Origin of the sequence: Paraburkholderia caffeinilytica (assembly GCF_003368325.1) — a bacterium.
In the GTDB taxonomy this organism is placed as follows: Bacteria; Pseudomonadota; Gammaproteobacteria; order Burkholderiales; family Burkholderiaceae; genus Paraburkholderia; species Paraburkholderia caffeinilytica.
The window spans coordinates 1,511,046-1,532,437 of record NZ_CP031467.1; the positions used below are offsets into that span (position 1 = coordinate 1,511,046).

Consider the following 21,392-nt stretch of genomic DNA (forward strand, 5'->3'; position numbering starts at 1 on the left):
GCCTTTTTCAGGCGCCGCAGTCAGGCACATGAGTCAGGCGCATGAGCGGTGCCGCGCGAACGGAGCCGGTTCTATGAAACGGACCACTTTCATAGAAGATTTAATGAGTTACGGCAGATTCAAGTCGGGTGTCGACTATCCGTTAACGCTAAAATGGTGGTTTTCCTTCGCATTTCGCGCACGCTCCGATTGACAGAAACTTAACAATCGGCCACAAGCGCGTCCAAGTCATGCCTACTCTCGGCTCCCACAATCTGCGTAACAACCTGTTCGTCGCCCCCATGGCCGGCGTGACCGACCGGCCGTTCCGGCAGCTGTGCAAACGGCTGGGCGCGGGCTATGCGGTGTCGGAAATGGTCGCCTCGAACGCGCAGTTGTGGAAAAGCGAAAAAACCATGCGCCGCGCCAACCACACGGGCGAGGTCGAGCCGATTGCCGTGCAGATCGCGGGTGCCGATCCGGTGATGATGGCCGAAGCCGCTCGTTACAATGTGGCGAACGGCGCGCAGATCATCGACATCAACATGGGCTGCCCGGCCAAGAAGGTGTGCAACGTGGCCGCGGGTTCTGCCTTGCTGCAGAACGAACCGCTCGTGCAGCGCATCGTCGAGGCGGTGGTGGGCGCGGTGGGCGTCGGACCGGACGCGGTGCCCGTCACGCTGAAAATCCGCACCGGCTGGGATCGCGACAACAAAAATGCCTTGTCGGTCGCGCATCTGGCCGAAGCCGCCGGCATTGCCATGCTCACCGTGCACGGCCGCACACGCGCCGACCTGTATCACGGCGACGCCGAATACGAGACCATCGCTGCCGTGAAAGCAGCCGTGCGCATTCCGGTGGTCGCCAATGGCGATATCACGTCGCCGCAAAAAGCCCGCGAGGTGCTCGCCGCCACCGGCGCCGACGCCATCATGATCGGCCGCGCTGCGCAGGGGCGTCCGTGGCTGTTCCGCGAGATCGAGCATTTCCTGCAAACGGGTGAGTTGCTGCCGCCCCCGCGCATCGACGAAATCCAGCAGGTCATGAACGAGCATCTCGAAGATCACTACGCGTTCTACGGCGAATTTACGGGCGTGCGCACTGCGCGCAAGCATATCGGCTGGTACACTCGCGGCCTTTCTGGCGCCAACGTGTTCCGGCACCGCATGAATACGCTGGACACCACGCGCGAACAACTCCTCGCCGTCAACGAATTCTTCGACGCCCAAAAGGCGATCTCAGACCGTCTCGTCTATGTCGACGAGACGCTCAGCAAGGACGACGGCGAGCCGGACCATACCGACCGACTAGCAGCATGAGCAAGAACAATATCGAACAATCTGTCCGCGACAGCCTGGGCATGTATTTCCAGGATCTCGACGGCTCCAATCCGCATGACGTCTACGACATGGTTATTTCATGCGTGGAAAAACCCTTGCTCGAAGTGGTGCTCGAGCAGGCCGGCGGCAACCAGTCGCTGGCCGCCGAGTATCTCGGCATCAACCGCAATACGCTGCGCAAGAAGCTGCAACAGCACGGTCTTTTGTAGTTCGTTGTAGTTTCAGGCGCCCTGCCACGTTTCCCTTCGGCTTTTCGTCTTCATCATGATCAAGCAAGCGCTCATCTCCGTTTCCGACAAGTCCGGCATCGTCGACTTCGCCAAGTCGCTGTCGGACCTCGGCGTCAAGATCCTGTCGACCGGCGGCACCGCGAAACTCCTCGCGGACGCGGGTCTCTCCGTCACCGAAGTCGCCGACTACACGGGCTTCCCGGAAATGCTGGACGGACGCGTGAAAACGCTGCATCCGAAGGTGCACGGCGGCATTCTCGCGCGCCGCGACCTGCCGGAACACATGGCAGCGCTTGAAAAGCACGACATTCCGACGATCGACCTGCTGGTCGTGAACCTGTACCCGTTCGTGCAGACCGTGTCGAAAGAAGAGTGCTCGCTGGAAGACGCGATCGAGAACATCGACATCGGCGGCCCGACCATGCTGCGCTCGGCCGCGAAGAATCATCGCGACGTGACGGTCGTGGTCGATCCGGCGGATTACGCGGTCGTGCTCGACGAAATGCGTGCAAATAGCAACGCGGTTTCGTACAAAACGAACTTCCGCCTCGCCACCAAGGTGTTTGCGCACACCGCCCAGTACGACGGTGCGATCACGAACTACCTGACGAGCCTGACCGACGAACTGCAACATTCGTCGCGCAATGCCTATCCGGCCACGTTCAACCTGGCGTTCAACAAGGTGCAGGATCTGCGCTACGGCGAAAACCCGCATCAGAGCGCTGCGTTTTACCGTGACCTCTCCGTGCCGGCGGGCGCACTGGCGAACTACAACCAGTTGCAGGGCAAGGAGCTGTCGTACAACAACATCGCCGATTCCGATGCAGCGTGGGAATGCGTGAAAACGTTCGACGTGCCGGCTTGCGTGATCGTCAAGCATGCAAATCCGTGCGGCGTGGCAGTCGGCGCGGACGCGAACGAAGCGTACTCGAAGGCGTTCCAGACCGACCCGACCTCGGCGTTTGGCGGCATCATCGCGTTCAACCGTGAAGTCGACGAAACAGCCGCGCTTGCGGTGGCCAAGCAGTTCGTCGAAGTGCTGATCGCCCCGTCGTTCAGCGCGGCGGCTCGCCAGGTGTTCGCGGCCAAGCAGAACGTGCGTCTGCTGGAAATCGCGTTGGGTGAAGGCCATAACGCGTTCGATCTGAAGCGCGTCGGCGGCGGCCTGCTGGTGCAATCGCTCGATTCGAAGAACGTGCAGCCGCGCGAATTGCGCGTGGTCACGAAGCGTCATCCGACACCGAAAGAGATGGACGACCTGCTGTTTGCGTGGCGTGTGGCGAAGTATGTGAAGTCGAACGCGATCGTGTTCTGCGGCAACGGCATGACGCTCGGCGTCGGCGCGGGCCAGATGAGCCGCGTGGATTCGGCGCGCATCGCCAGCATCAAGGCGCAGAACGCGGGTTTGACGCTGACGGGTTCGGCCGTGGCGTCGGATGCGTTCTTCCCGTTCCGTGACGGTCTGGATGTAGTGGTGGCGGCAGGCGCGACCTGCGTGATTCAACCGGGCGGCTCGATGCGCGATGACGAAGTGGTCGGCGCCGCGGACGAGCACAACATCGCCATGGTGTTGACGGGTGTGCGTCACTTCCGGCATTGAGCGACTAACTTCACTGTCTACGCAATCCGGCGATATGGCATATCGCCGGATTATCTTCCTGGCTCCCGCCATTCTGCTGGACCTCTGAACCACGTTCTGTGGTTTTCAACACTTCTCAACACTTCTCAGTTCGCTCATCGACTGCGTTTCTCCACGTAGATCGCTGACTACCTGCGCTTCACTTCCTGCAATTTCTTAATCCACAACAGGTTCGCCCTCCGCGCCGTTGCTAAAGGCTTAACTAACGCCACGATCCTGACCGCAACAGACATGGCAGGCAGACACGACCTCATCATGCCAATTATTTCGGCATCCTTCGCATATTGTTTTGAGATGAAGTTCCACACAAAATAGTAGAGCACGGCAGGATGCGCGGGACGAGATCCACACCCAGGCACATGCCAGACACCTGGTGGCAATCCGCATCCCAGCCTGCTCACTCAACAGGCGAAAAGTGTTTTAACTTCGCATTATCCGGAAACACCATGTGCATAAGAACCAAATCGGCAATTGTTATTCTGTTGCCCGCTTTGCTAGTCGCCGGCTGTAGTGGCGGCGGCAATAGCCTGGATACTCCTTCGCCAGCGGTGAACAACGCACAGGTCGAACCTGATCCGCTTGTTCAATATCAATGGCATCTGAAAAACACCGGTCAAACCGCGTTCTCAGCCGCTGCGGGTGTTTCGGGCATCGACCTGAATGTCACCCCCATCTATAGCTCGGGGCTGAGTGGCAACGGCGTCAAGGTCATGGTGGTCGACAGCGGAGTCGAGATTCTTCATGAAGATCTTGCACAGAACGTCGACCACTCGATGCTCCACAATTTCGGCGCGGACGCAACCGACGCCAACGACCCCACCCCCGCCAATGGCACGATCACAGACGCACATGGCACCATGGTAGCCGGCATCGTCGGCGCCGCCGCAGGTAGCGGGTTAGGTGGCCAGGGTGTCGCCCCGCGCGCGTCGCTCGGGGCGGTCAGGCTTGTCGGCTGCGGCGACAGTTGCAACAGTCCCGTCGCGGAGCTGGACGCATTCGGCGGAGCACCATTTTCGAATGGTGCGGATATTTTCAATGGATCGTTCGGCAAGGCTCCCACGTCGCCTATGTCCGTTGACCCGCTGACCGATTATTCCGCAGTCATGCTTCAGCACCTTGAGACGCTTCGGGGCGGCAAAGGCGCAATCAATCTGCAGGCAGCCGGCAATGAATTCGACAACAATAATGGCGAGAGAGACGTCTGCGAGAAATCGATCGCCGCTGGCGTAAGTTGCTCGAATGCGAGTTTCGACCCGAGCCGCACGTTTCCGCAAACGATCGTCGTCGGCGCGGTGAATGCATCCGGCGTCCGCTCCAGCTACTCCACAGCCGGTTCAGCCCTGTTGATCTCCGGCCTGGGCGGCGAATTCGGCAACGCAACAGGCCCTGCAATCCTCACAACCGATCTATCTGGCTGTTCGAAGGGAATGGTTCAACGGCGATCCGATCCCACCGCATACAGAAATGCCTTCGAAAATCCGGATTCCGATATCGGCAAGGCGCTCAATCGGGACTGCAAATACACGTCGACAATGAATGGCACGTCTGCGGCGACGCCAACCGTCGCTGGCGTCGTGGCATTGATGCTTGAGGCCAATCCGAATCTGACATGGCGCGACGTGCGGACAATTCTTATGAAGACGGCACGACGAGTTGATTCGTCCCGCGTTGCAAAGACGCTCTCGTTGCCATCCGGCCAATCGTATGTTGGAGAACCTGCCTGGACGCGCAATGCGGCAGGCCTTTGGTTCGACAACTGGTACGGCTTCGGTCTCGTTAACGCCAGCGCCGCAGTCGCGATGGCGCGCGGTTACACCGGCTATCTGAAAGGTTCGATGGTAACAAGCACGCTCGGTGGTCCGCTGGAAAACGCGATGCCTGTCCCGCTCGGTTCGGCGGATGGGCTCACCCTACCCGTTCCGAACTCTGGTTCGTCGATCGGGACAATCGAATCGATTCAAATAGTGCTCTCGCTCGGCAAGGCAAACATGGGTGACATGGCAATTGAGGTCCTCTCGCCATCCGGCACGCGTAGTGTGCTGCAACAGCCCTTCAATGTATTGAAGAACGACGGCGCGGACGTGGACAACTTTTTGTTGGCGTCGAATGCGTTCAATGGGGAATCTGCGCAAGGCACGTGGAAGATACGCCTCATCGATGTCAACGCGCGAGCAGGCACGGAGCCGGCACAGGTCCAGCTAGCCGCCTTGCGCGTTTTTGGACACTGATTTCGCTAATCGCACACGACACGTCGAGGTATTGCATGAATACATTCATTTCGTTTCTAGTCACTGTCGCGACTGCGACCGTGGCATGCGCGTCAGCCGCAAACGCCCTTGCAGATACAGTTCAACCAGGAACTACCGCGCCTGCATCCGTGGTCAAACAAATCAGCGCCAACGCCGCCGTTACGATCGGCTCGGTGTCTGTTCGCCCCATTCCACGCTCAATCGAAGGGGTCCGTTCCACCACACCGCCCGGAACCACGCTAGTCGCACGAGCGACAGACAATCTCGTGGGCACGAGCACAAACGACCTCGTGGTGATTTACGGCGACGTCGACGCAATCACGGGGCGCGCCGCGACAATGGGCGGCGGCGTATCAACGAGAGCGTATCCGACTATGGGCATGACTGTTGTCCACGTAGCCAGTTTCGATCAATTGCAATCAGTCCAACGACAAATTGCACAAGCATTCCCAACCGCAACGTTCGATTTGCCAGTTCGGTATTTCGACACAAAACCTCGATAGAACACGCACGCCTCTTCAAACCGGCCTGAGTCGGAACGCCGGATCGGCTCGCTTCTTCAACGCGTCTTTTGCGCAATGAGTGCGGGCGAGGTGCGCAATGATTCCCTGTCATTGCGCACCTCATTCGTTGTAGTATCACAGGCTATATAAATCCCGCCGTCAGCAATGAGAATTCTTGGCATCGACCCTGGCCTGCGCGTGACCGGCTTCGGCGTGATCGACCAAAACGGCCACACGCTCAGCTACGTGACGAGCGGCGTAATCAAAACCGCCGACGCCGATCTGCCGTCGCGCCTCGGCACCATCTTCGACGGCATTTCCACATTGATCCGCCAGCATTCGCCGGACCAGTCGGCGATTGAAAAAGTATTTGTCAACGTCAACCCGCAATCCACCCTGCTGCTCGGCCAGGCACGCGGCGCGGCGATCTGCGGACTGGTGGCGGGCGGCGTGCCGGTCGCCGAATACACCGCCCTGCAGTTGAAGCAGGCCGTGGTGGGTTACGGTCGCGCAACCAAGGAGCAGATGCAGCAAATGGTGGTACGCCTGCTCAATCTCTCCGGCGTGCCAAGCACCGACGCCGCCGACGCGCTCGGCATGGCAATCTGTCACGCGCACGGCGGCACGACGCTAAGCACCTTGGGCGGCATCGCCCCTTCGCTGGCGAAGAAGGGGTTGCGCGTGAGGCGCGGGCGTTTGGTCGGATAACGCGCCAAACGTCAACCACGCAGCCCCTCAGCCACTGGCGCCTCACGCGTACGGAGTTCGCGGCTCGCGTGCCCAGGTGCGCAACAGCGCCGCGTCGCGCGCCCGGCGCGCACTCACTGCGCTACACTCGCCCTTTCTCTCGAGATTGAATCCGCCATGATCGGTCGCATTGCCGGCGTTCTGCTGGAAAAAAACCCGCCGCATCTGCTCGTCGACTGCAACGGCGTCGGTTACGAAGTCGATGTGCCGATGAGCACGTTCTACAACCTGCCCTCGACCGGCGAACGCGTGGTGCTGCTCACGCAAATGATCGTGCGCGAAGACGCGCACCTGCTGTACGGCTTCGGCACCGCCGAGGAACGCTCGACGTTCCGCGAACTGCTGAAGATCACGGGCATCGGCGCGCGCATGGCGCTCGCCGTGCTATCCGGCATGAGCGTGCATGAACTGGCGCAAACCGTCACGATGCAGGACGCAGCGCGCCTGACTCGCGTGCCTGGCATCGGCAAGAAGACAGCGGAGCGGCTACTCCTCGAACTGAAGGGCAAGATCGGCGCCGACCTGGGCACGATGGCCGGCGCGGCGTCTGCAACCAACCATGCCTCCGATATCCTGAACGCGCTGCTCGCATTGGGTTACTCCGAAAAAGAAGCGTTGACCGCCGTCAAAAACGTACCGGCCGGCACCGGCGTTTCGGAAGGCATCAAGCTCGCGCTGAAGGCCTTGTCCAAAGCTTGAATCCCAACCTTGGGCCTCGACATGCACGCGATGGATGAAGCTTCGCACAAGCCGGCAAGCCGAGCACCCTGGCCATTCGGCCGAGTTTCGCAGCGGGCGGCTCGCGGTACAATGACCGCATGATCGAAACCGACAAACTCGCCGCCGAGCGCATCATCGCGGCCACGCCCGTCTCGCCGAACGAAGAAGCGTTCGAGCGCGCGTTGCGCCCGCGCCAGCTCGAAGAATATGTCGGGCAGGAAAAAGTGCGCGGTCAGCTGGAAATCTTCATCGAGGCCGCCAAGCGTCGCTCCGAATCGCTCGACCACGTATTGCTGTTCGGGCCGCCGGGTCTCGGCAAGACCACGCTCGCGCACATCATCGCGCGGGAAATGGGCGTCAATCTGCGACAAACGTCAGGCCCGGTGCTCGAACGCGCCGGCGACCTTGCCGCATTGCTCACCAATCTCGAAGCCAACGACGTGCTGTTCATCGACGAAATCCACCGGCTCTCGCCCGTCGTCGAAGAAATTCTGTATCCGGCGTTGGAGGACTATCAGATCGACATCATGATCGGCGAAGGACCGGCCGCGCGCAGCGTGAAGCTAGATCTTCAGCCGTTCACGCTGGTCGGCGCGACCACCCGCGCGGGCATGCTGACCAATCCGCTGCGAGATCGCTTCGGTATTGTCGCGCGGCTCGAGTTTTATAACGCCGAGGAACTGGCGCGCATCGTCACGCGTTCGGCGTCGTTGCTGCATGCGCAAATCCATCCGGATGGCGCATTCGAAATCGCCAAGCGCGCACGCGGTACGCCGCGGATCGCGAACCGGCTCTTGCGCCGCGTGCGCGATTTCGCCGAGGTAAAAGCGGACGGCAACATCACCGCGCAAGTGGCGGATGCGGCACTCAAAATGCTCGACGTGGATGCGGTCGGCTTCGACCTGATGGACCGCAAACTGCTCGAAGCGATTTTGCACAAGTTCGACGGCGGCCCAGTCGGCGTGGACAATCTGGCGGCGGCAATCGGCGAAGAGCGCGACACGATCGAAGATGTGCTCGAGCCGTATCTGATCCAGCAAGGCTTCCTGCAGCGAACGCCGCGCGGCCGCGTCGCCACGCTGCTTACTTACCGGCATTTCGGTCTCGCCGCGCCGGACGCTTCGAGCCCTATCTCCGGCCTGTGGGATTCGGCCGAAACGTAAGCCGGATGGGCGAGTTGAAGTAAGCCTCGCCGCTCAACGCCCCGGTTCCGGCACCCTCTTCCTGAAACTATCGTCGTCGCTCGGCGCGTCGAGATGCGACACGTCCGCCCACGACACGATCGTCGCCTTGCTGGCGTCGTCGGCATAGTCCACCACATTGACGCTCGTGTTCAGCAACGCGTAATCACGCGGCGCATCGAGCGACAACCCGCACGCAAAACGACGCACGCAATCGAGCACACCGCCGTGCGCGACGACAGCGATCCGTCCACCCGGATGCACGGCCACCAGAGGCTCGATCGCATGCAGCACGCGATGGTAAAGCGTGCGCTGCGATTCACCTTCAGGCGGAGCAAAACCCGGATCGCGGGTTTGCCAGTGCGCGTATTCATCGGGGAAACGGACAGAGATCTCGTCGCTGTCATGCCCCTGGAACGCGCCGTACGAACGCTCACGCAAACCTTCGCGCAATTGCAGCGCCAGGCCGAGCGCGTCGGCGATCGGCTGCGCCGTTTGCTGGGCACGTAGCAGATCGCTCGAATAGATCGCGTCGAGCCGGGCGCCCTCTTTCACCTCATTCGCGATGCGGCGTGCAAGACGCTGCGCCTGCGCGAGGCCGGTCGTTGCGAGTGGAATGTCGATGTGACCTTGAATGCGCTTGATGCGGTTCCAGTCGGTCTCGCCGTGGCGGATGAACAGAATCTGCGTGGTCATGAGATGAGAGTGGGCGCCAGTAGCCGGTTATGCCGAGCCGCTATTGTCGCAAAAAGCGGCTGGAGCAGTGGATGCACGCCGCCTACCCCATGCGGCGGCGGTTGAATCTCACGCGTTCGTCTGGAGCCAGAACGTAACCGGCCCGTCGTTGACGAGCGAGACCTGCATATCGGCGCCGAACTCGCCCGTCTCGACGATCGGATGTTTGGCGCGCGCTGCCGAGACGAAGTAGTCGAACAGCCGCTTGCCCTCGTCGGGCGGCGCGGCGGGCGTGAAACTGGGACGCAGGCCGCTGTTGGTGTCGGCGGCCAACGTGAACTGCGAAACGAGCAGCAAGCCGCCTGCACGCCCTGCGCCGTCGAGATTCTGCACGGAGAGATTCATCTTGCCGGCCGCATCGCTGAAGACGCGATAACCGAGCACCTTGGCGAGCAGCCGGTCGGCTGCCGCGTCCGTGTCGCCGCGTTCGGCGCACACGAGCGCAAGCAGACCCGCCTCGATCGCGCCCGTCACGCGGTCGCCCACGCGCACTTCCGCACGCCGCACGCGCTGGATCAGCGCGATCATGGGTGCGAGTCCTGCCGCATGGCTCGATTCGTCATCGCGTTAGCGCTGGACCAACAAACCATCAAGCCGTCAGCGTGACGCGCGCAAACCGGCGCTTGCCGACCTGCACGACATACTCGCCGGTTTCAACTTTCAGGCCCTTGTCAGACACGGTCGTGCCATCGATCTTCACGCCGCCCTGCTCGATGTTGCGCAGCGCCTCGCTGGTCGACGGCACGAGGTTGGCTTGCTTGAGCAACTGGCCGATTGCGAGCGGAGCGCCCGCGAGCGTCACGGCCGGAATGTCGTCCGGCACGCCGCCCTTCGCGCGGTGATTGAAGTCTTCGAGCGCGCGTTCGGCATCCGCTTGCGAGTGGAAGCGCGCGACGATTTCCTGACCGAGCATCACCTTGAAATCGCGCGGATTGCGGCCCGCTTCAATTTCTTTTTTAAAGCCGGCGATCTCGTCCATCGGACGGAACGACAGCAGTTCGAAGTAGCGCCACATCAGCACGTCGGAAATGCTCATCAGCTTGCCGAACATGTCGGTCGGCTTTTCGCTGATGCCGATGTAGTTGTTCTTCGACTTGGACATCTTCTCGACGCCGTCCAGGCCCTCGAGCAACGGCATGGTCAGGATGCACTGCTGATCCTGGCCGTACTGCTTCTGCAGTTCGCGACCCACCAGCAAGTTGAACTTCTGGTCCGTGCCGCCGAGCTCGAGGTCGGCATTCAGCGCGACCGAGTCGTAGCCTTGCATCAGCGGATACAGGAATTCGTGGATCGAGATCGGCACGCCGCCCTGGAAGCGCTTGGTGAAATCTTCGCGTTCGAGAATCCGCGCCACCGTGTAGCGCGAGGCAAGCTTGATCATGCCGTCGGCGCCGAGCGGCATCGACCACTCGCTGTTGTAGCGGATTTCGGTCTTGTCGCGGTCGAGCACGAGCGCGGCCTGCTCGAAATACGTCTTCGCGTTCGATTCGATCTGCTCCCGCGTGAGCGGCGGCCGGGTGGCGTTGCGGCCCGATGGATCGCCGATCAGCGACGTAAAGTCGCCGATCAGGAAAATCACCGTATGACCGAGGTCCTGCAACTGGCGCATCTTGTTCAGCACGACCGTGTGGCCGATGTGGATGTCGGGCGCGGTCGGATCGAGGCCGAGCTTGATGCGCAGGGGCACACCGGTGGCCGCGCTCTTCGCGAGCTTCTGTGCGAATTCGTCTTCAATCAGCAGTTCGTCGACACCGCGTTTGGTGACGGCGAGTGCGTGGCGGACTTCGTCGGTGATCGGGAAGGCGGGGCTGGGCTTGGTGGACTCGGTGGTCATGCTGGAAACGTGAAGTCGCAAAAAAGAGATTGTCCCATAGATGCGCGCCGCCGCGCCCACTGACTCGGCCGCAAGCGCGCCCCCGGCGCACGATTTCGACATGTCGGGACGCGCCAATGGCATCGCAGCGCTTTATATTCGGCCGCGCTTGCGCGGATAATCTGCTAAAACAGATCGCAACAGAACCTCGAGAGGAGCGGCAACGTGGCGCAAGACCCCGCAGACGGCGTCTACTTTGGATTGATGTCCGGCACGAGCATGGACGGCGTGGACGGTGTCGCCGTCAGATTCGCCAAAGGAAAGCCGCCGGTGGTGCTGGCCGAAGCGTTTGTCGGCTTCGCGGCAGGCTTGCGCGAAGCGCTGTTCGCGCTTCAACAGCCCGGCGACAACGAGATCGAGCGTGAAGCGCTGGCCGCCAATGCGCTCGCCACGCGCTATACCGTGTGCTGCCACGAATTGCTGGGCGCCAGCCGCGTGCCGGCCTCAGAAGTCCGTGCAATCGGCGTGCACGGTCAGACGGTGCGGCATAGGCCGGAAAAGGGCTACACGCGGCAGATCAACAGCCCCGCGCTGCTCGCGGAAATGATGCACATCGACGTGGTTGCCGACTTCCGCAGCCGCGACGTCGCGGCCGGCGGCCAAGGCGCGCCGCTCGTGCCGGCGTTTCACGCCACGGTGTTCGGCGCGAAAGACGAGACGCGGGTGGTCTGCAATCTCGGCGGCATCAGCAATATCACGATCCTGAACGCGACCGGCGGCGTACGCGGTTTCGACTGCGGGCCGGCTAATGCGCTGCTCGACGAGTGGGCGCAGCGCCATCTCGGCAAGCCTTTCGACGAAAACGGCCATTTCGCCGCGGGCGGACAGGTCGACCGCACGTTGCTTTGCGCGTTGCTCGACGAACCCTTTTTCGCGCAACAACCGCCGAAAAGCACCGGCCGCGACCTGTTCAATCCGCAATGGCTGGATGCCAAGCTCCAGCCGTTCGCCGCCCTCGATCCCGCCGACGTGCAAGCCACGCTGGTCGCGCTGACCGCCGTAACGGTGGCGCGCGAAATCGAACGGCATGCATCGGACGCCAAAGCGGTCTATGTGTGTGGTGGCGGCGCACGCAATCCGGAGATTCTGAAAGCGCTGCGCCAGGCGCTGGAGGACAGCGGCGTAAGCGGCGTGCCCGTGATGACAACCGACGCGCTCGGCGTACCGCCAAGCCAGGTCGAGCCGCTGGCCTTTGCCTGGCTGGCGATGCGCTGCGTGGCGCGGCTACCGGGCAATTTGCCGGCAGTCACCGGTGCCGCGGCCGAGCGCGTACTGGGGGCGATCTACCCGCGCTGATGGGGCGAGCGAGTTCAGTTCAGGCAAAAAGAAACGGGGCCGAAGCCCCGTTTTCTCTTACGACCTGCCGACGACCAATCAGCCATCAAACCGAGAACGACGAGCCGCAACCGCAGGTGGTCGTGGCATTCGGGTTCTTGATGACGAACTGCGCGCCGTTGATGTCGTCCTTGTAGTCGATCTCAGCGCCGACCAGATACTGGTAGCTCATCGAATCGATCAGCAGCTGGACGCCGCTCTTGTTCATGACGGTGTCGTCTTCGTTGACGGCTTCGTCGAACGTAAAACCGTACTGAAAGCCCGAGCAGCCGCCGCCCTGCACGAAAACGCGCAGTTTGAGGTCCGCATTGCCTTCTTCTTCGATCAGTTGCTTGACCTTGTCAGCCGCTGCGTCGGTAAAAACGAAGGGGGCGGGCATCTCGGTCACGGGTGTATCGGTGACTGCGTTCATTCGAACTCTCCAAAAAGCTTTAACCGCTATTGTAGGGCTGATCTGAATATCGTGCTGAAGCCCACAGAATCAATGGGTTTTTCCAGGAAATTCAATGACCGGCCTCGGTGCCGCCACCGGCCTGCCTGAGCTGGCCACAACGCCCGCCGGCACCACAATCCCTGTCGTGAGGCCAGACCGCAAACCCATGAAAAAAGCCGCCTTCGCGAAAGCGTTGGCGGCTTTTGCAGCATTCCAGCCCGAAAGCCGGATTGCACCCGAAGCGATTAACGCTTCGAGAATTGCTTCCTGCGACGTGCCTTGTGGAAGCCGACCTTCTTACGTTCGACTTCACGAGCGTCACGCGTCACGAAGCCTGCGTTCGACAGTTGCGGCTTCAGCGTTGCGTCGTAGTCCATCAGCGCGCGGGTGATGCCGTGGCGAACCGCACCGGCTTGACCCGTTTCACCGCCACCCGTCACGTTGACCTTGATGTCGAACGTAACGCCGTGGTTCGTGAGTTCCAGCGGCTGACGCACGATCATCAGCGACGTTTCGCGCGAGAAGTAATCGGCGATAGGCTTGCCGTTCACAACGATATCGCCCTTGCCTGCCTTGATGAAGACGCGTGCGACGGCGCTCTTGCGGCGGCCCGTGCCGTAATTCCAGTTACCGATCATGTGGGCTCCCCTTAGATCTCGAGCGCTTTCGGCTGTTGTGCCGAATGCGGATGCGTTGCTTCAGCGTAGACCTTCAGCTTCTTGATCATCGCGTAGCCGAGCGGGCCCTTCGGCAGCATGCCCTTGACCGCTTTCTCGAGCGCACGGCCCGGGAAGCGTTCTTGCATCTTGCCGAACGTCGTTTCATAGATACCGCCCGGGTAACCCGAGTGACGGTAGTACTTCTTGTCAGTCGTCTTGTTGCCCGTGACTTTCAGCTTGCCGGCGTTGATAACGATGATGAAATCACCGGTGTCGACGTGCGGAGTGAATTCAGGCTTGTGCTTGCCGCGAAGACGGTGTGCCACTTCGCTGGCGACACGCCCGAGAACCTTATCCGTCGCGTCAATCACGTACCATTCACGCGTAACCTCATGGGCTTTTGCGGAAAACGTCTTCATGATCGATCCAAAAAAATTGCTGCGCCCAATGATTTTTTTCCTGCTTGTAGTGTGCGCATCGAGGCGCGTGCAGGCTCTCCCTGGTTCTTCCTCCGCGGGCGCGGATGCGGAAAAGCTCTGAATTATAAAGGAATTTGTCACGCCGAGTCAAAACTTGCGGAGGCTCGGGCGAGAAACCGGGCGATCCGGCACCCAGATACCACCATTTGCCCTTCACACCAGCCCCGAAACCGGCGTCGGCAGATCGAAGCTGCGGGCGAAAAAAAACCCGAACGAGCGGTTCGGGTTTAATCCACCAAAGGAGGAGGTGGAGGAGACAGCGGAGGTTGCAGAACTGCTGCAACCGATGGAGCTGATTATATGAGGCGCCCTTGTGCGACGCAAGAACATTTGCATTGTGAAATGTGATTTTACAATGTGGCAGATAGGCCGGCTGACCAAAGATTCCAGAATTCTTTTTAAAATCAAACACAAAAGTCTTCTTAAGGGCTTGCATACACAGACATCATCTAGAGTAAAACCCCTAAATCTGTCAGGGCATTCCCGAATCGCCGAAACATGCCGCACCGCAACACGCAAGCCATCATTGCGCATAAGTTCCTGCGAAAGTCCCTTCGGGCGGACGCGCAAACACCGGGCTACAATGCGTTTTCGATATAAGCGCAGCGCGGTGGAGCACAGCATGGAATGCAAAGTTAGCTGGATGGGGCAAGACGGGATGGCATTTGCGGCCGAGACGGGCAGCGGTCATCTGGTTACGATGGACGGCGCGCCGGAAGGCGGCGGCCGCAATCTCGCGCCGCGTCCGATGGAAATGGTTCTGCTCGGCACGGGCGGCTGCACGGCGTACGACGTCGTGATGATCCTGAAGAAGAGCCGCCAGGAAATCGCCGGTTGCTCAGTGACGCTGAAAGCCGAGCGCGCCAGCGAGGACCCGAAAGTGTTCACCAGGATTCACTTCCACTTCACCGTGACGGGCAAGAATCTGAACCCGGCTACCGTGGAACGTGCGATCAACCTGTCGCACGACAAATACTGCTCGGCGTCGATCATGATCGCGAAGACCGCTGAGCTCACGCACTCGTTCGACATCGTCGCGGGTTGAGCGCGGCACTTCGGCCTCGGCTTCTGCACGGATAACCGCGCATTTGGCCAAACCAGCGCGTCAAAATAAAAATGCCGGCGTCCACACGGACGCCGGCATTTTTTGTTGGGTGGCAAAGCTGGCCGATAAGCCGGATTCTGTGCACGCGCCACATCCGAAGACGCGACGTGCGTAGCAGTCATTCCTCTAGGCGCGCCATTACTGACGCGCTCAAGCTTCCTACCCGCTGACGTGACGGGGGCCCCGTCCTGCATCTCGAAGATGCTAGCCAGCCTACTTGGAATTGCTCCGGGTGGAGGTTACCGTGCCGGTCTGCCTTGCAGCAGCCGCGGTGCGCTCTTACCGCACCGTTTCACCCTTACCTGATCCCGGCTTGCGCCGGGCCATCGGCGGTTTGCTTTCTGTTGCCCTGTTCCGCGTGTCGCCACGGATGGCCGTTAGCCATCACCCTGCCCTATGGAGTCCGGACTTTCCTCGCCCTCTTTGACCGAAGCCGCAGAGGCCGCGACTGCCTGGCCTGCTTTGCTGGGGCGCATTTTAACATCTGCAGGAACGGGAAGCCGCCTCGGCGGGAGAAATAGCATGATGGCGGATGGCGAGACGCAAGCAATTCGGATCGCACCGCGACGCCGCGACGCCATGTCCGTGCGGCCAGTGTGTGTGCCTGGCCATTTACCGACGCCGCTGAACAACGTCAGGACTGGGAAAGCTTGTCGCGTGCACGCCCCCAATGCAGCCACTTTCAGGCAATTTCACGTGGACCGACAAGCCCTACCGCGTGCGGCGTCCTGCTCGAAATACCGAGGCATCCTCGTAAAACGCCGGCGCTTCGTTCTCGGGCCACCACCCCGGAATTCCCAGTACGGGAAGCGGCGCGAACATGCGGCTCGTCAATGCTTCGGTGCCCAAAAGCGCCGTGCTGACAGACTCGTCGAGCCATGCATCGCGCGTCGCGGCGCCCCATTCGAAGTACTCAGACGGCACGTCGACGATCCAGGCGTGGCCCGTGCAAGCCTTGAACGGCGCGATCAGCTTTTCCAGCAACGCGTGTCCGAAGCAGCGCACTTCGCAGCGCGCCCCCCAGGCATCACGCTGAGCAACCAGCAGCGTCTGCCAGTCAAATCCGCGCAACGCCGCGCTCAATGCCGGATCGGCACAGGCGAACAGCAGCGCGTTTTCGTCGAACAAGGTCAGCGTGTCGCGAACGCCGCCGCGGGTCGGGCCGACGCCTAACACGTCGATCGCCGCCGACTGCCGCGCATTCAGCGCCGCCTTGATACGCGGAAACGCAAACCACATCGACCCGTTGAAGAAGTCATGCAGGTTGTGGCGCGTCGGCACGCAGCCGGTCGACGCGATATGCGCCTCGTAAGCCGCGCCGGGCGGCAGATCATCCTGCGCGATGAACGCGAGACGCTGGCTGCGGCCGGTACGTTGCCGCATGGCGAGCGCATCCGCATTCATCTCGGCGAGCAACGCCGCATGGCTTTGAAGCGCGGCCTGCTGCCAGCGCTCGCCGCGCGCCGCGAACTGCGTGAACCACGGCGTCGACCAGTCGATATCGGCGAAACCGGAGCCCACGCCCGGCGCCTCTTGCACCTGCATCTAACGCGGCCTCAGACGAGGCGCCAGCCAATCGACTCGCCGCCACGCAGCGGCACAACAGGTGTGTCGCCGACCGGCAATTCGGCGGGCAGCGTCCATTCCTCGCGACGCAGCGTGACCTTCTCTTCGCTGCGCGGCAGGCCGTAGAAATCCGCGCCGAAGAAGCTGGCGAAGCCTTCGAGCTTGTCCAGCGCGCCAGCCTTGTCGAACGCTTCCGTATAGAGTTCAAGCGCATGCAGCGCCGTGTAGCAACCCGCGCAGCCGCACGCGTGTTCCTTCAGGCCCTTCGGATGCGGCGCGCTATCCGTGCCGAGGAAAAAGCGCGGATTACCCGAGGTCGCCGCCTCGACCAGCGCCACGCGATGCGTCTCGCGCTTCAACACCGGCAGGCAGTAGTAATGCGGGCGAATGCCTCCCTGGAAGATCGCGTTGCGGTTGTACAGCAGATGGTGCGCGGTAACCGTCGCGCCCAGCAGCCCCGGCGCCACGCCGGCTTCGCGAATGTAGTCGACCGCATCTTTCGTGGTGATGTGCTCGAACACCACCTTGAGCGCCGGAAATTCGCGGCGCAGCGGCGTCATCACGCGGTCGATGAATACTTTCTCGCGGTCGAACAGGTCGATCGACGAATCCGTCACTTCGCCGTGCACCAGCAGCGGCATGCCGGTTTCCTGCATCACTTCGAGCGTTTTGGCGCACTTCATGATGTCGGTGACGCCGGCGTCCGAGTTGGTCGTCGCTCCCGCCGGATACAGTTTCACGCCATGCACGAAGCCGCTTTCGCGCGCGCGGCGGATCTCGTCCGGCGGCGTGTTGTCGGTCAGGTACAGCGTCATCAGCGGCTCGAACTTCGCCCCGGCCGGGATCGCGGCGACGATGCGCTCGCGGTACGCCTGCGCCATCGCGGTCGTGGTGACCGGCGGCTTCAGGTTCGGCATGATGATCGCGCGGCCAAACTGGCGCGCGGTATCCGGCAGCACGGCCGCGAGCATCTCGCCGTCGCGAACGTGCAGGTGCCAGTCGTCCGGGCGGGCGAGCGTAACGGTGTCGATGGAATCGAGGGGGGCGTTGGAAGCGGTCATGGCGAGAGGAGAACGAGATTCGGCGATAAAAGCGTGATTGACGTGGGCACGCCGCGGCAATTCGTGCCGTTGCGGCCTAAACACACGTCAATTTTGCTATTTGGCGCCTTTGGCTCGGTGATATGCTTGGAAAATCATCATTGTAACGGCTTGCCCCGTTCACAGGCTTACCCGCAACATGTGCCAACTTCTCGGAATGAACTGCGCCGCGCCGACGGACGTCACGTTCTCGTTCACCGGCTTTGCGGCGCGCGGCGGCGTCACCGATCACCATGCCGACGGCTGGGGCATCGCCTTCTTCGAAGACAAAGCCTGCCGCCTGTTCATCGACCATCAATCGTCGGCCACCTCGCCGATTGCGGAAATGGTCAAGCGCTACCCGATCAAGTCGAAGAACACGATCGCGCATATTCGCAAGGCGACGCAAGGGCACATTCTGCTCGAGAACTGCCATCCGTTCATGCGCGAACTGTGGGGGCGCCACTGGATCTTCGCGCACAACGGCGACCTGAAAGATTATTCACCGGCGCTCAACGGGGTCTATCAACCTGTCGGCACGACGGATAGCGAGCTCGCTTTCTGCGCGTTGCTGCAAGGTTTGCGCAAGGCTTTCCCGGGCACGCAGCCGCCGCTCGAGGAATTGTTCGCCGCGCTCGAAACCCTCACGCGCGAAATCACGCAGTTCGGCGTATTCAATTTCCTGATGTCGAACGGCCAGGCGCTGTTCGCGCATTGCTCGACGCATCTGCACTACATCGTGCGGCGCTGGCCGTTCTCGACCGCGCATCTGGTCGATGCGGACGTGTCGATCGACTTCGCCAAATACACGACGCCGGAAGACCGCGTCGCCGTGATCGCAACCAAGCCGCTCACCGACAACGAAGTGTGGACCGCCTTCAAACCGGGCGACCTGATGATGTTCCAGCACGGCGAAGTGATCGGCCGCGTCAACGTGCCGGTGCCGGCCTCCGTGCTGGAAAAGCTGCGCAATCCGGCGTTGGACGCGTCGGCTTCCGCAACCACGATCGCGGCTTCGGCTGGGGCGGTGGCCACGGCCGAAGTCAATGCCGACGTCGACCTCGAAGCTGCGGACGATACCGCCGCTTTCGAATCCTGATTTGCGAATGCGCTCACTGGAGTCGGAACACCTGGCTCAAGCCGCCATTCGCGAGCACCAGAATGCCTGACCCGCGCCCATCGTCACAAAGGCCGGAACGCGTCACATACGTCCGCCTGGGTGCGCTTTATCCCTGATTCCTTTTGACTCTCCTTCGAAGGCTGGCAAAGTGTCAACGCGCTTCAGGACGAGTTATCAGAAATAAAAAAAGCCGCTTCTTTCGAAGCGGCTTTTTTTTCGCCTTGCCCAAACCACGCCATAAAAGCAGCGTGGCCAGACAAAGACCTCAGTGCAGGATCTTCGCCAGAAAGTCCTTCGCGCGATCCGACTTCGGATTCGCGAAGAAGTCTTCCTTCCTGTCGTCTTCCACGATCAGGCCCTTGTCCATAAAGATCACGCGGTGCGCAACCTTCTTGGCAAAGCCCATTTCATGCGTGACGCACATCATCGTCATGCCTTCCTGCGCGAGCTCGACCATCACGTCGAGCACTTCGTTGATCATTTCCGGGTCGAGCGCGGAAGTCGGCTCGTCGAACAGCATCGCGATCGGGTCCATCGACAGCGCGCGCGCAATCGCCACACGCTGCTGCTGACCGCCCGACAACTGCCCCGGAAACTTATCCGCATGCGCACGCAGACCGACGCGATCGAGCAGCTTCAGCCCCTTCGCCGTGGCTTCGTCTTTCGAGCGACCGAGCACCTTGACTTGTGCAAGCGTGAGATTTTCGACGATCGACAGATGCGGGAACAGCTCGAAGTGCTGGAACACCATCCCGACCTTGGCACGCAGCTTCGACAGATTGGTTTTCTTGTCGGTCAGCGATTGGCCGTTGATCACGATCTCGCCCTTCTGGAACGGCTCGAGGCCGTTGACCGTCTTGATCAGCGTGGACTTGCCCGAACCCGACGGCCCGCACACCACCACCACTTCACCTTTTTTGACTTCCGTCGTGCAGTCGGTCAGCACCTGGAACTGGCCATACCACTTCGAAACATTCTTGATAGAGATCATCTTGCGACCTTTTTCTGAAGACCTTTGACGAGGCTCGACGCGATCACGCAGATCACGAAATAACATGCTCCCGCGAACAGTACCATCTCGACATTCGTCCCGTCACGGTCGCCAATATTCGTGGCGGTGCGGAAGAAGTCGGCAAGGCTGATCACGTAGACGAGCGACGTATCCTGAAACAGCACGATACCTTGCGTAAGCAGCAGCGGCACCATCGCGCGGAATGCCTGCGGCAGCACGATGAGGCGCATTGCCTGCGGGTAGCTCATGCCGAGCGCAAACGCGGCATTGACCTGCCCGCGTGGCACGGCCTGAATGCCCGCACGGATAATTTCCGAATAGTACGCGGCCTCGAACAGCGAGAAAGCGACCATTGCCGACGCCAGCCGGATGTCGATATCCGGCGACAAGCCCAGCACGTTCTGCAGCACCTGCGGCACGATCAGGAAGAACCACAGCAGGACCATCACCAGCGGGATCGAACGGAAGATCGTGACGTAGCCCTTCGCGAACCATTCGAACGGCTTGAACGGCGACAGCCGCATGATCGCGAGAATCGTGCCCCAGACAATGCCGATCACGATCGCGATCAGCGTGATCTTGAGGGTGACGATAGCGCCGGTCCACAGCGTAGGCAGTGCGCCCGGAATACCGCTCCAGTCGAAATGATGCATCACTTACCTCCGATATAGCCGGGCAGCCGGGTCTTGTGTTCGACCCAGCGCATCAGTTGCATCACGATCAGATTGATCAGCACGTAAGCCAGCGTGACCGCGATGAACGACTCATACGTCTGCGACGTGTAGTCGACCAGTTGGCGCGCCTGGGCCGACAGATCCAGCAGACCGATGGTCGACGCGACCGCCGAGTTCTTGAAGATGTTCAGAAACTCGGACGTGAGCGGCGGTACGATGATCCGGTAAGCCACCGGCAGCAGCACGTAGCGATACGTCTGCCATTGCGTGAAACCCATTGCCAGACCGGCGGCGCGCTGGCCCTTCGGCAGCGCGTTGATGCCCGAGCGCACCTGCTCGCACACGCGTGCGGCTGTGAACAGCCCGAGACAGACGATCGACGACGAGAAGAACTGCGCACTCGGCGGCAGTTGCTTATACCAGGTACCGATCGACACCGGCAGCAATTCCGGTATCACCAGATACCAGATGAAGAACTGCACGATCAGCGGAATGTTGCGGAAAATCGCGACATAGAGCGTGCCGATGCCCGACGCCCACTTGTTCGGCACTGTGCGCAGCACGCCGAATAACGAACCGACGATTAGCGCGATCACCCAAGCCGACAACGACACGGTAATCGTCACCCAGAAGCCGGACAGCAACCAGCCCAGATAAGTGGTCGGCTCGCCGGTGGAGACCGGACTCAGCAGAATGCCCCAGTTCCAGTGATATGACATGGCCAAGACTCCAGC

At 61.1% G+C, this 21,392-nt stretch carries 23 protein-coding genes and 1 other RNA gene; 11 read left to right on the forward strand and 13 right to left on the reverse strand.

Annotation, left to right across the window (positions count from 1 at the left end; translation table 11 throughout):
* The first annotated feature begins 230 nt into the window (after window positions 1–230).
* From dusB to ruvB, 8 genes are all read left to right on the forward strand, one after another.
* Window positions 231–1,298 carry a tRNA dihydrouridine synthase DusB gene (dusB, locus tag DSC91_RS22825; RefSeq protein ID WP_115780991.1) on the forward strand — a complete coding sequence of 356 codons (1,068 nt, stop codon included), beginning with the start codon at window positions 231–233 and terminating at the stop codon, window positions 1,296–1,298.
* Entirely contained in the window at window positions 1,295–1,528 is a 234-nt protein-coding gene (locus tag DSC91_RS22830) for a Fis family transcriptional regulator (RefSeq protein WP_007180440.1), read from the forward strand. The genes dusB and DSC91_RS22830 overlap by 4 nt, the downstream gene beginning before the upstream one ends.
* Before the next feature lie 55 nt (window positions 1,529–1,583).
* Entirely contained in the window at window positions 1,584–3,149 is a 1,566-nt protein-coding gene (purH, locus tag DSC91_RS22835) for a bifunctional phosphoribosylaminoimidazolecarboxamide formyltransferase/IMP cyclohydrolase (protein WP_115780992.1), read from the forward strand.
* Window positions 3,150–3,634: 485 nt separating this feature from the next.
* Window positions 3,635–5,416 carry a S8 family serine peptidase gene (locus DSC91_RS38555; protein WP_162831454.1) on the forward strand — a complete coding sequence of 594 codons (1,782 nt, stop codon included), beginning with the start codon at window positions 3,635–3,637 and terminating at the stop codon, window positions 5,414–5,416.
* Window positions 5,417–5,451: 35 nt separating this feature from the next.
* The gene (locus DSC91_RS37590) at window positions 5,452–5,940 is read left to right on the forward strand and encodes a hypothetical protein (protein WP_162831455.1); all 489 of its coding nucleotides are present in this window, start codon (window positions 5,452–5,454) and stop codon (window positions 5,938–5,940) included.
* A gap of 165 nt (window positions 5,941–6,105) precedes the next feature.
* A complete protein-coding gene (gene ruvC, locus DSC91_RS22850; protein WP_115780995.1) occupies window positions 6,106–6,648 on the forward strand; it encodes a crossover junction endodeoxyribonuclease RuvC in 543 nt (180 codons plus the stop codon).
* Window positions 6,649–6,804: 156 nt separating this feature from the next.
* Window positions 6,805–7,386, forward strand: a complete 582-nt coding sequence (ruvA, locus tag DSC91_RS22855) for a Holliday junction branch migration protein RuvA (protein WP_115780996.1) — start codon at window positions 6,805–6,807, stop codon at window positions 7,384–7,386.
* A gap of 119 nt (window positions 7,387–7,505) precedes the next feature.
* Window positions 7,506–8,570 (forward strand): Holliday junction branch migration DNA helicase RuvB, encoded by a 1,065-nt coding sequence (ruvB, locus tag DSC91_RS22860; protein WP_115780997.1) that lies wholly within the window; start codon window positions 7,506–7,508, stop codon window positions 8,568–8,570.
* 33 nt (window positions 8,571–8,603) lie between these two features.
* Here ruvB and DSC91_RS22865 read toward each other — a convergent pair whose 3' ends face one another.
* The 3 genes from DSC91_RS22865 to tyrS form a co-directional block, all read right to left on the reverse strand.
* Window positions 8,604–9,284: a histidine phosphatase family protein gene (locus DSC91_RS22865; protein ID WP_115780998.1), complete on the reverse strand. Its 681-nt coding sequence runs from the start codon at window positions 9,282–9,284 to the stop codon at window positions 8,604–8,606.
* Window positions 9,285–9,392: 108 nt separating this feature from the next.
* Window positions 9,393–9,851 carry a D-aminoacyl-tRNA deacylase gene (gene dtd / locus DSC91_RS22870; RefSeq protein WP_115780999.1) on the reverse strand — a complete coding sequence of 153 codons (459 nt, stop codon included), beginning with the start codon at window positions 9,849–9,851 and terminating at the stop codon, window positions 9,393–9,395.
* A 61-nt stretch (window positions 9,852–9,912) separates the two neighbouring features.
* Window positions 9,913–11,157 carry a tyrosine--tRNA ligase gene (tyrS, locus tag DSC91_RS22875; protein WP_115781000.1) on the reverse strand — a complete coding sequence of 415 codons (1,245 nt, stop codon included), beginning with the start codon at window positions 11,155–11,157 and terminating at the stop codon, window positions 9,913–9,915.
* A gap of 204 nt (window positions 11,158–11,361) precedes the next feature.
* On the opposite strand from tyrS, the gene DSC91_RS22880 reads away from it, so the two are divergent.
* Window positions 11,362–12,492, forward strand: a complete 1,131-nt coding sequence (locus DSC91_RS22880) for an anhydro-N-acetylmuramic acid kinase (protein ID WP_115781001.1) — start codon at window positions 11,362–11,364, stop codon at window positions 12,490–12,492.
* 85 nt (window positions 12,493–12,577) lie between these two features.
* On the opposite strand, the gene erpA is transcribed toward DSC91_RS22880, so the two are convergent.
* From erpA to DSC91_RS37595, 4 genes are all read right to left on the reverse strand, one after another.
* Window positions 12,578–12,943: an iron-sulfur cluster insertion protein ErpA gene (gene erpA, locus DSC91_RS22885; RefSeq protein WP_007180424.1), complete on the reverse strand. Its 366-nt coding sequence runs from the start codon at window positions 12,941–12,943 to the stop codon at window positions 12,578–12,580.
* 266 nt (window positions 12,944–13,209) lie between these two features.
* Window positions 13,210–13,602 (reverse strand): 30S ribosomal protein S9, encoded by a 393-nt coding sequence (gene rpsI / locus DSC91_RS22890; protein ID WP_115781002.1) that lies wholly within the window; start codon window positions 13,600–13,602, stop codon window positions 13,210–13,212.
* Window positions 13,603–13,613: 11 nt separating this feature from the next.
* Window positions 13,614–14,042: a 50S ribosomal protein L13 gene (gene rplM / locus DSC91_RS22895; protein ID WP_007587440.1), complete on the reverse strand. Its 429-nt coding sequence runs from the start codon at window positions 14,040–14,042 to the stop codon at window positions 13,614–13,616.
* Window positions 14,014–14,538, reverse strand: coding sequence for a hypothetical protein (locus DSC91_RS37595; RefSeq protein WP_162831456.1), 525 nt, complete (start codon window positions 14,536–14,538; stop codon window positions 14,014–14,016). The genes rplM and DSC91_RS37595 overlap by 29 nt, the downstream gene beginning before the upstream one ends.
* Before the next feature lie 186 nt (window positions 14,539–14,724).
* Here DSC91_RS37595 and DSC91_RS22905 point away from each other — a divergent pair, with 186 nt between their 5' ends.
* Complete coding sequence (locus DSC91_RS22905) at window positions 14,725–15,147, forward strand: OsmC family protein (protein WP_074302834.1); 423 nt, start codon at window positions 14,725–14,727, stop codon at window positions 15,145–15,147.
* Between the two features lie 110 nt (window positions 15,148–15,257).
* On the opposite strand, the gene rnpB is transcribed toward DSC91_RS22905, so the two are convergent.
* The 3 genes from rnpB to pyrC all read right to left on the reverse strand — a co-directional run bounded on the left by rnpB (window position 15,258) and on the right by pyrC (window position 17,834).
* An RNA gene (gene rnpB / locus DSC91_RS22910) (RNase P RNA component class A) lies at window positions 15,258–15,671 on the reverse strand.
* 247 nt (window positions 15,672–15,918) lie between these two features.
* Window positions 15,919–16,752: a DUF3025 domain-containing protein gene (locus DSC91_RS22915; RefSeq protein WP_115781004.1), complete on the reverse strand. Its 834-nt coding sequence runs from the start codon at window positions 16,750–16,752 to the stop codon at window positions 15,919–15,921.
* 11 nt (window positions 16,753–16,763) lie between these two features.
* Entirely contained in the window at window positions 16,764–17,834 is a 1,071-nt protein-coding gene (gene pyrC / locus DSC91_RS22920) for a dihydroorotase (protein WP_115781005.1), read from the reverse strand.
* Between the two features lie 178 nt (window positions 17,835–18,012).
* Here pyrC and DSC91_RS22925 point away from each other — a divergent pair, with 178 nt between their 5' ends.
* Complete coding sequence (locus DSC91_RS22925; RefSeq protein WP_115781006.1) at window positions 18,013–18,951, forward strand: class II glutamine amidotransferase; 939 nt, start codon at window positions 18,013–18,015, stop codon at window positions 18,949–18,951.
* 286 nt (window positions 18,952–19,237) lie between these two features.
* On the opposite strand, the gene DSC91_RS22930 is transcribed toward DSC91_RS22925, so the two are convergent.
* From DSC91_RS22930 to DSC91_RS22940, 3 genes are read right to left on the reverse strand one after another with little or no spacing between them, the layout of a single operon-like run.
* Window positions 19,238–19,963 (reverse strand): amino acid ABC transporter ATP-binding protein, encoded by a 726-nt coding sequence (locus tag DSC91_RS22930; RefSeq protein ID WP_115781007.1) that lies wholly within the window; start codon window positions 19,961–19,963, stop codon window positions 19,238–19,240.
* Window positions 19,960–20,637, reverse strand: a complete 678-nt coding sequence (gene gltK, locus DSC91_RS22935) for a glutamate/aspartate ABC transporter permease GltK (RefSeq protein WP_115781008.1) — start codon at window positions 20,635–20,637, stop codon at window positions 19,960–19,962. The genes DSC91_RS22930 and gltK overlap by 4 nt, the downstream gene beginning before the upstream one ends.
* Window positions 20,637–21,377, reverse strand: coding sequence for an amino acid ABC transporter permease (locus DSC91_RS22940; RefSeq protein WP_115781009.1), 741 nt, complete (start codon window positions 21,375–21,377; stop codon window positions 20,637–20,639). The genes gltK and DSC91_RS22940 overlap by 1 nt, the downstream gene beginning before the upstream one ends.
* Between the last annotated feature and the right edge of the window lie 15 nt (window positions 21,378–21,392).

Bases quoted from the DNA above. Each gene is read 5' to 3' on its own strand.
- dusB (WP_115780991.1), top strand. From the start codon at position 231: ATGCCTACTCTCGGCTCCCACAATCTGCGTAACAACCTGTTCGTCGCC.
- DSC91_RS22830 (WP_007180440.1), top strand. From the start codon at position 1,295: ATGAGCAAGAACAATATCGAACAATCTGTCCGCGACAGCCTGGGCATG.
- purH (WP_115780992.1), top strand. From the start codon at position 1,584: ATGATCAAGCAAGCGCTCATCTCCGTTTCCGACAAGTCCGGCATCGTC.
- DSC91_RS38555 (WP_162831454.1), top strand. From the start codon at position 3,635: ATGTGCATAAGAACCAAATCGGCAATTGTTATTCTGTTGCCCGCTTTG.
- DSC91_RS37590 (WP_162831455.1), top strand. From the start codon at position 5,452: ATGAATACATTCATTTCGTTTCTAGTCACTGTCGCGACTGCGACCGTG.
- ruvC (WP_115780995.1), top strand. From the start codon at position 6,106: ATGAGAATTCTTGGCATCGACCCTGGCCTGCGCGTGACCGGCTTCGGC.
- ruvA (WP_115780996.1), top strand. From the start codon at position 6,805: ATGATCGGTCGCATTGCCGGCGTTCTGCTGGAAAAAAACCCGCCGCAT.
- ruvB (WP_115780997.1), top strand. From the start codon at position 7,506: ATGATCGAAACCGACAAACTCGCCGCCGAGCGCATCATCGCGGCCACG.
- DSC91_RS22865 (WP_115780998.1), bottom strand. From the start codon at position 9,284: ATGACCACGCAGATTCTGTTCATCCGCCACGGCGAGACCGACTGGAAC.
- dtd (WP_115780999.1), bottom strand. From the start codon at position 9,851: ATGATCGCGCTGATCCAGCGCGTGCGGCGTGCGGAAGTGCGCGTGGGC.
- tyrS (WP_115781000.1), bottom strand. From the start codon at position 11,157: ATGACCACCGAGTCCACCAAGCCCAGCCCCGCCTTCCCGATCACCGAC.
- erpA (WP_007180424.1), bottom strand. From the start codon at position 12,943: ATGAACGCAGTCACCGATACACCCGTGACCGAGATGCCCGCCCCCTTC.
- rpsI (WP_115781002.1), bottom strand. From the start codon at position 13,602: ATGATCGGTAACTGGAATTACGGCACGGGCCGCCGCAAGAGCGCCGTC.
- rplM (WP_007587440.1), bottom strand. From the start codon at position 14,042: ATGAAGACGTTTTCCGCAAAAGCCCATGAGGTTACGCGTGAATGGTAC.
- DSC91_RS37595 (WP_162831456.1), bottom strand. From the start codon at position 14,538: ATGCAAGCCCTTAAGAAGACTTTTGTGTTTGATTTTAAAAAGAATTCT.
- DSC91_RS22905 (WP_074302834.1), top strand. From the start codon at position 14,725: ATGGAATGCAAAGTTAGCTGGATGGGGCAAGACGGGATGGCATTTGCG.
- DSC91_RS22915 (WP_115781004.1), bottom strand. From the start codon at position 16,752: ATGCAGGTGCAAGAGGCGCCGGGCGTGGGCTCCGGTTTCGCCGATATC.
- pyrC (WP_115781005.1), bottom strand. From the start codon at position 17,834: ATGACCGCTTCCAACGCCCCCCTCGATTCCATCGACACCGTTACGCTC.
- DSC91_RS22925 (WP_115781006.1), top strand. From the start codon at position 18,013: ATGTGCCAACTTCTCGGAATGAACTGCGCCGCGCCGACGGACGTCACG.
- DSC91_RS22930 (WP_115781007.1), bottom strand. From the start codon at position 19,963: ATGATCTCTATCAAGAATGTTTCGAAGTGGTATGGCCAGTTCCAGGTG.
- gltK (WP_115781008.1), bottom strand. From the start codon at position 20,637: ATGCATCATTTCGACTGGAGCGGTATTCCGGGCGCACTGCCTACGCTG.
- DSC91_RS22940 (WP_115781009.1), bottom strand. From the start codon at position 21,377: ATGTCATATCACTGGAACTGGGGCATTCTGCTGAGTCCGGTCTCCACC.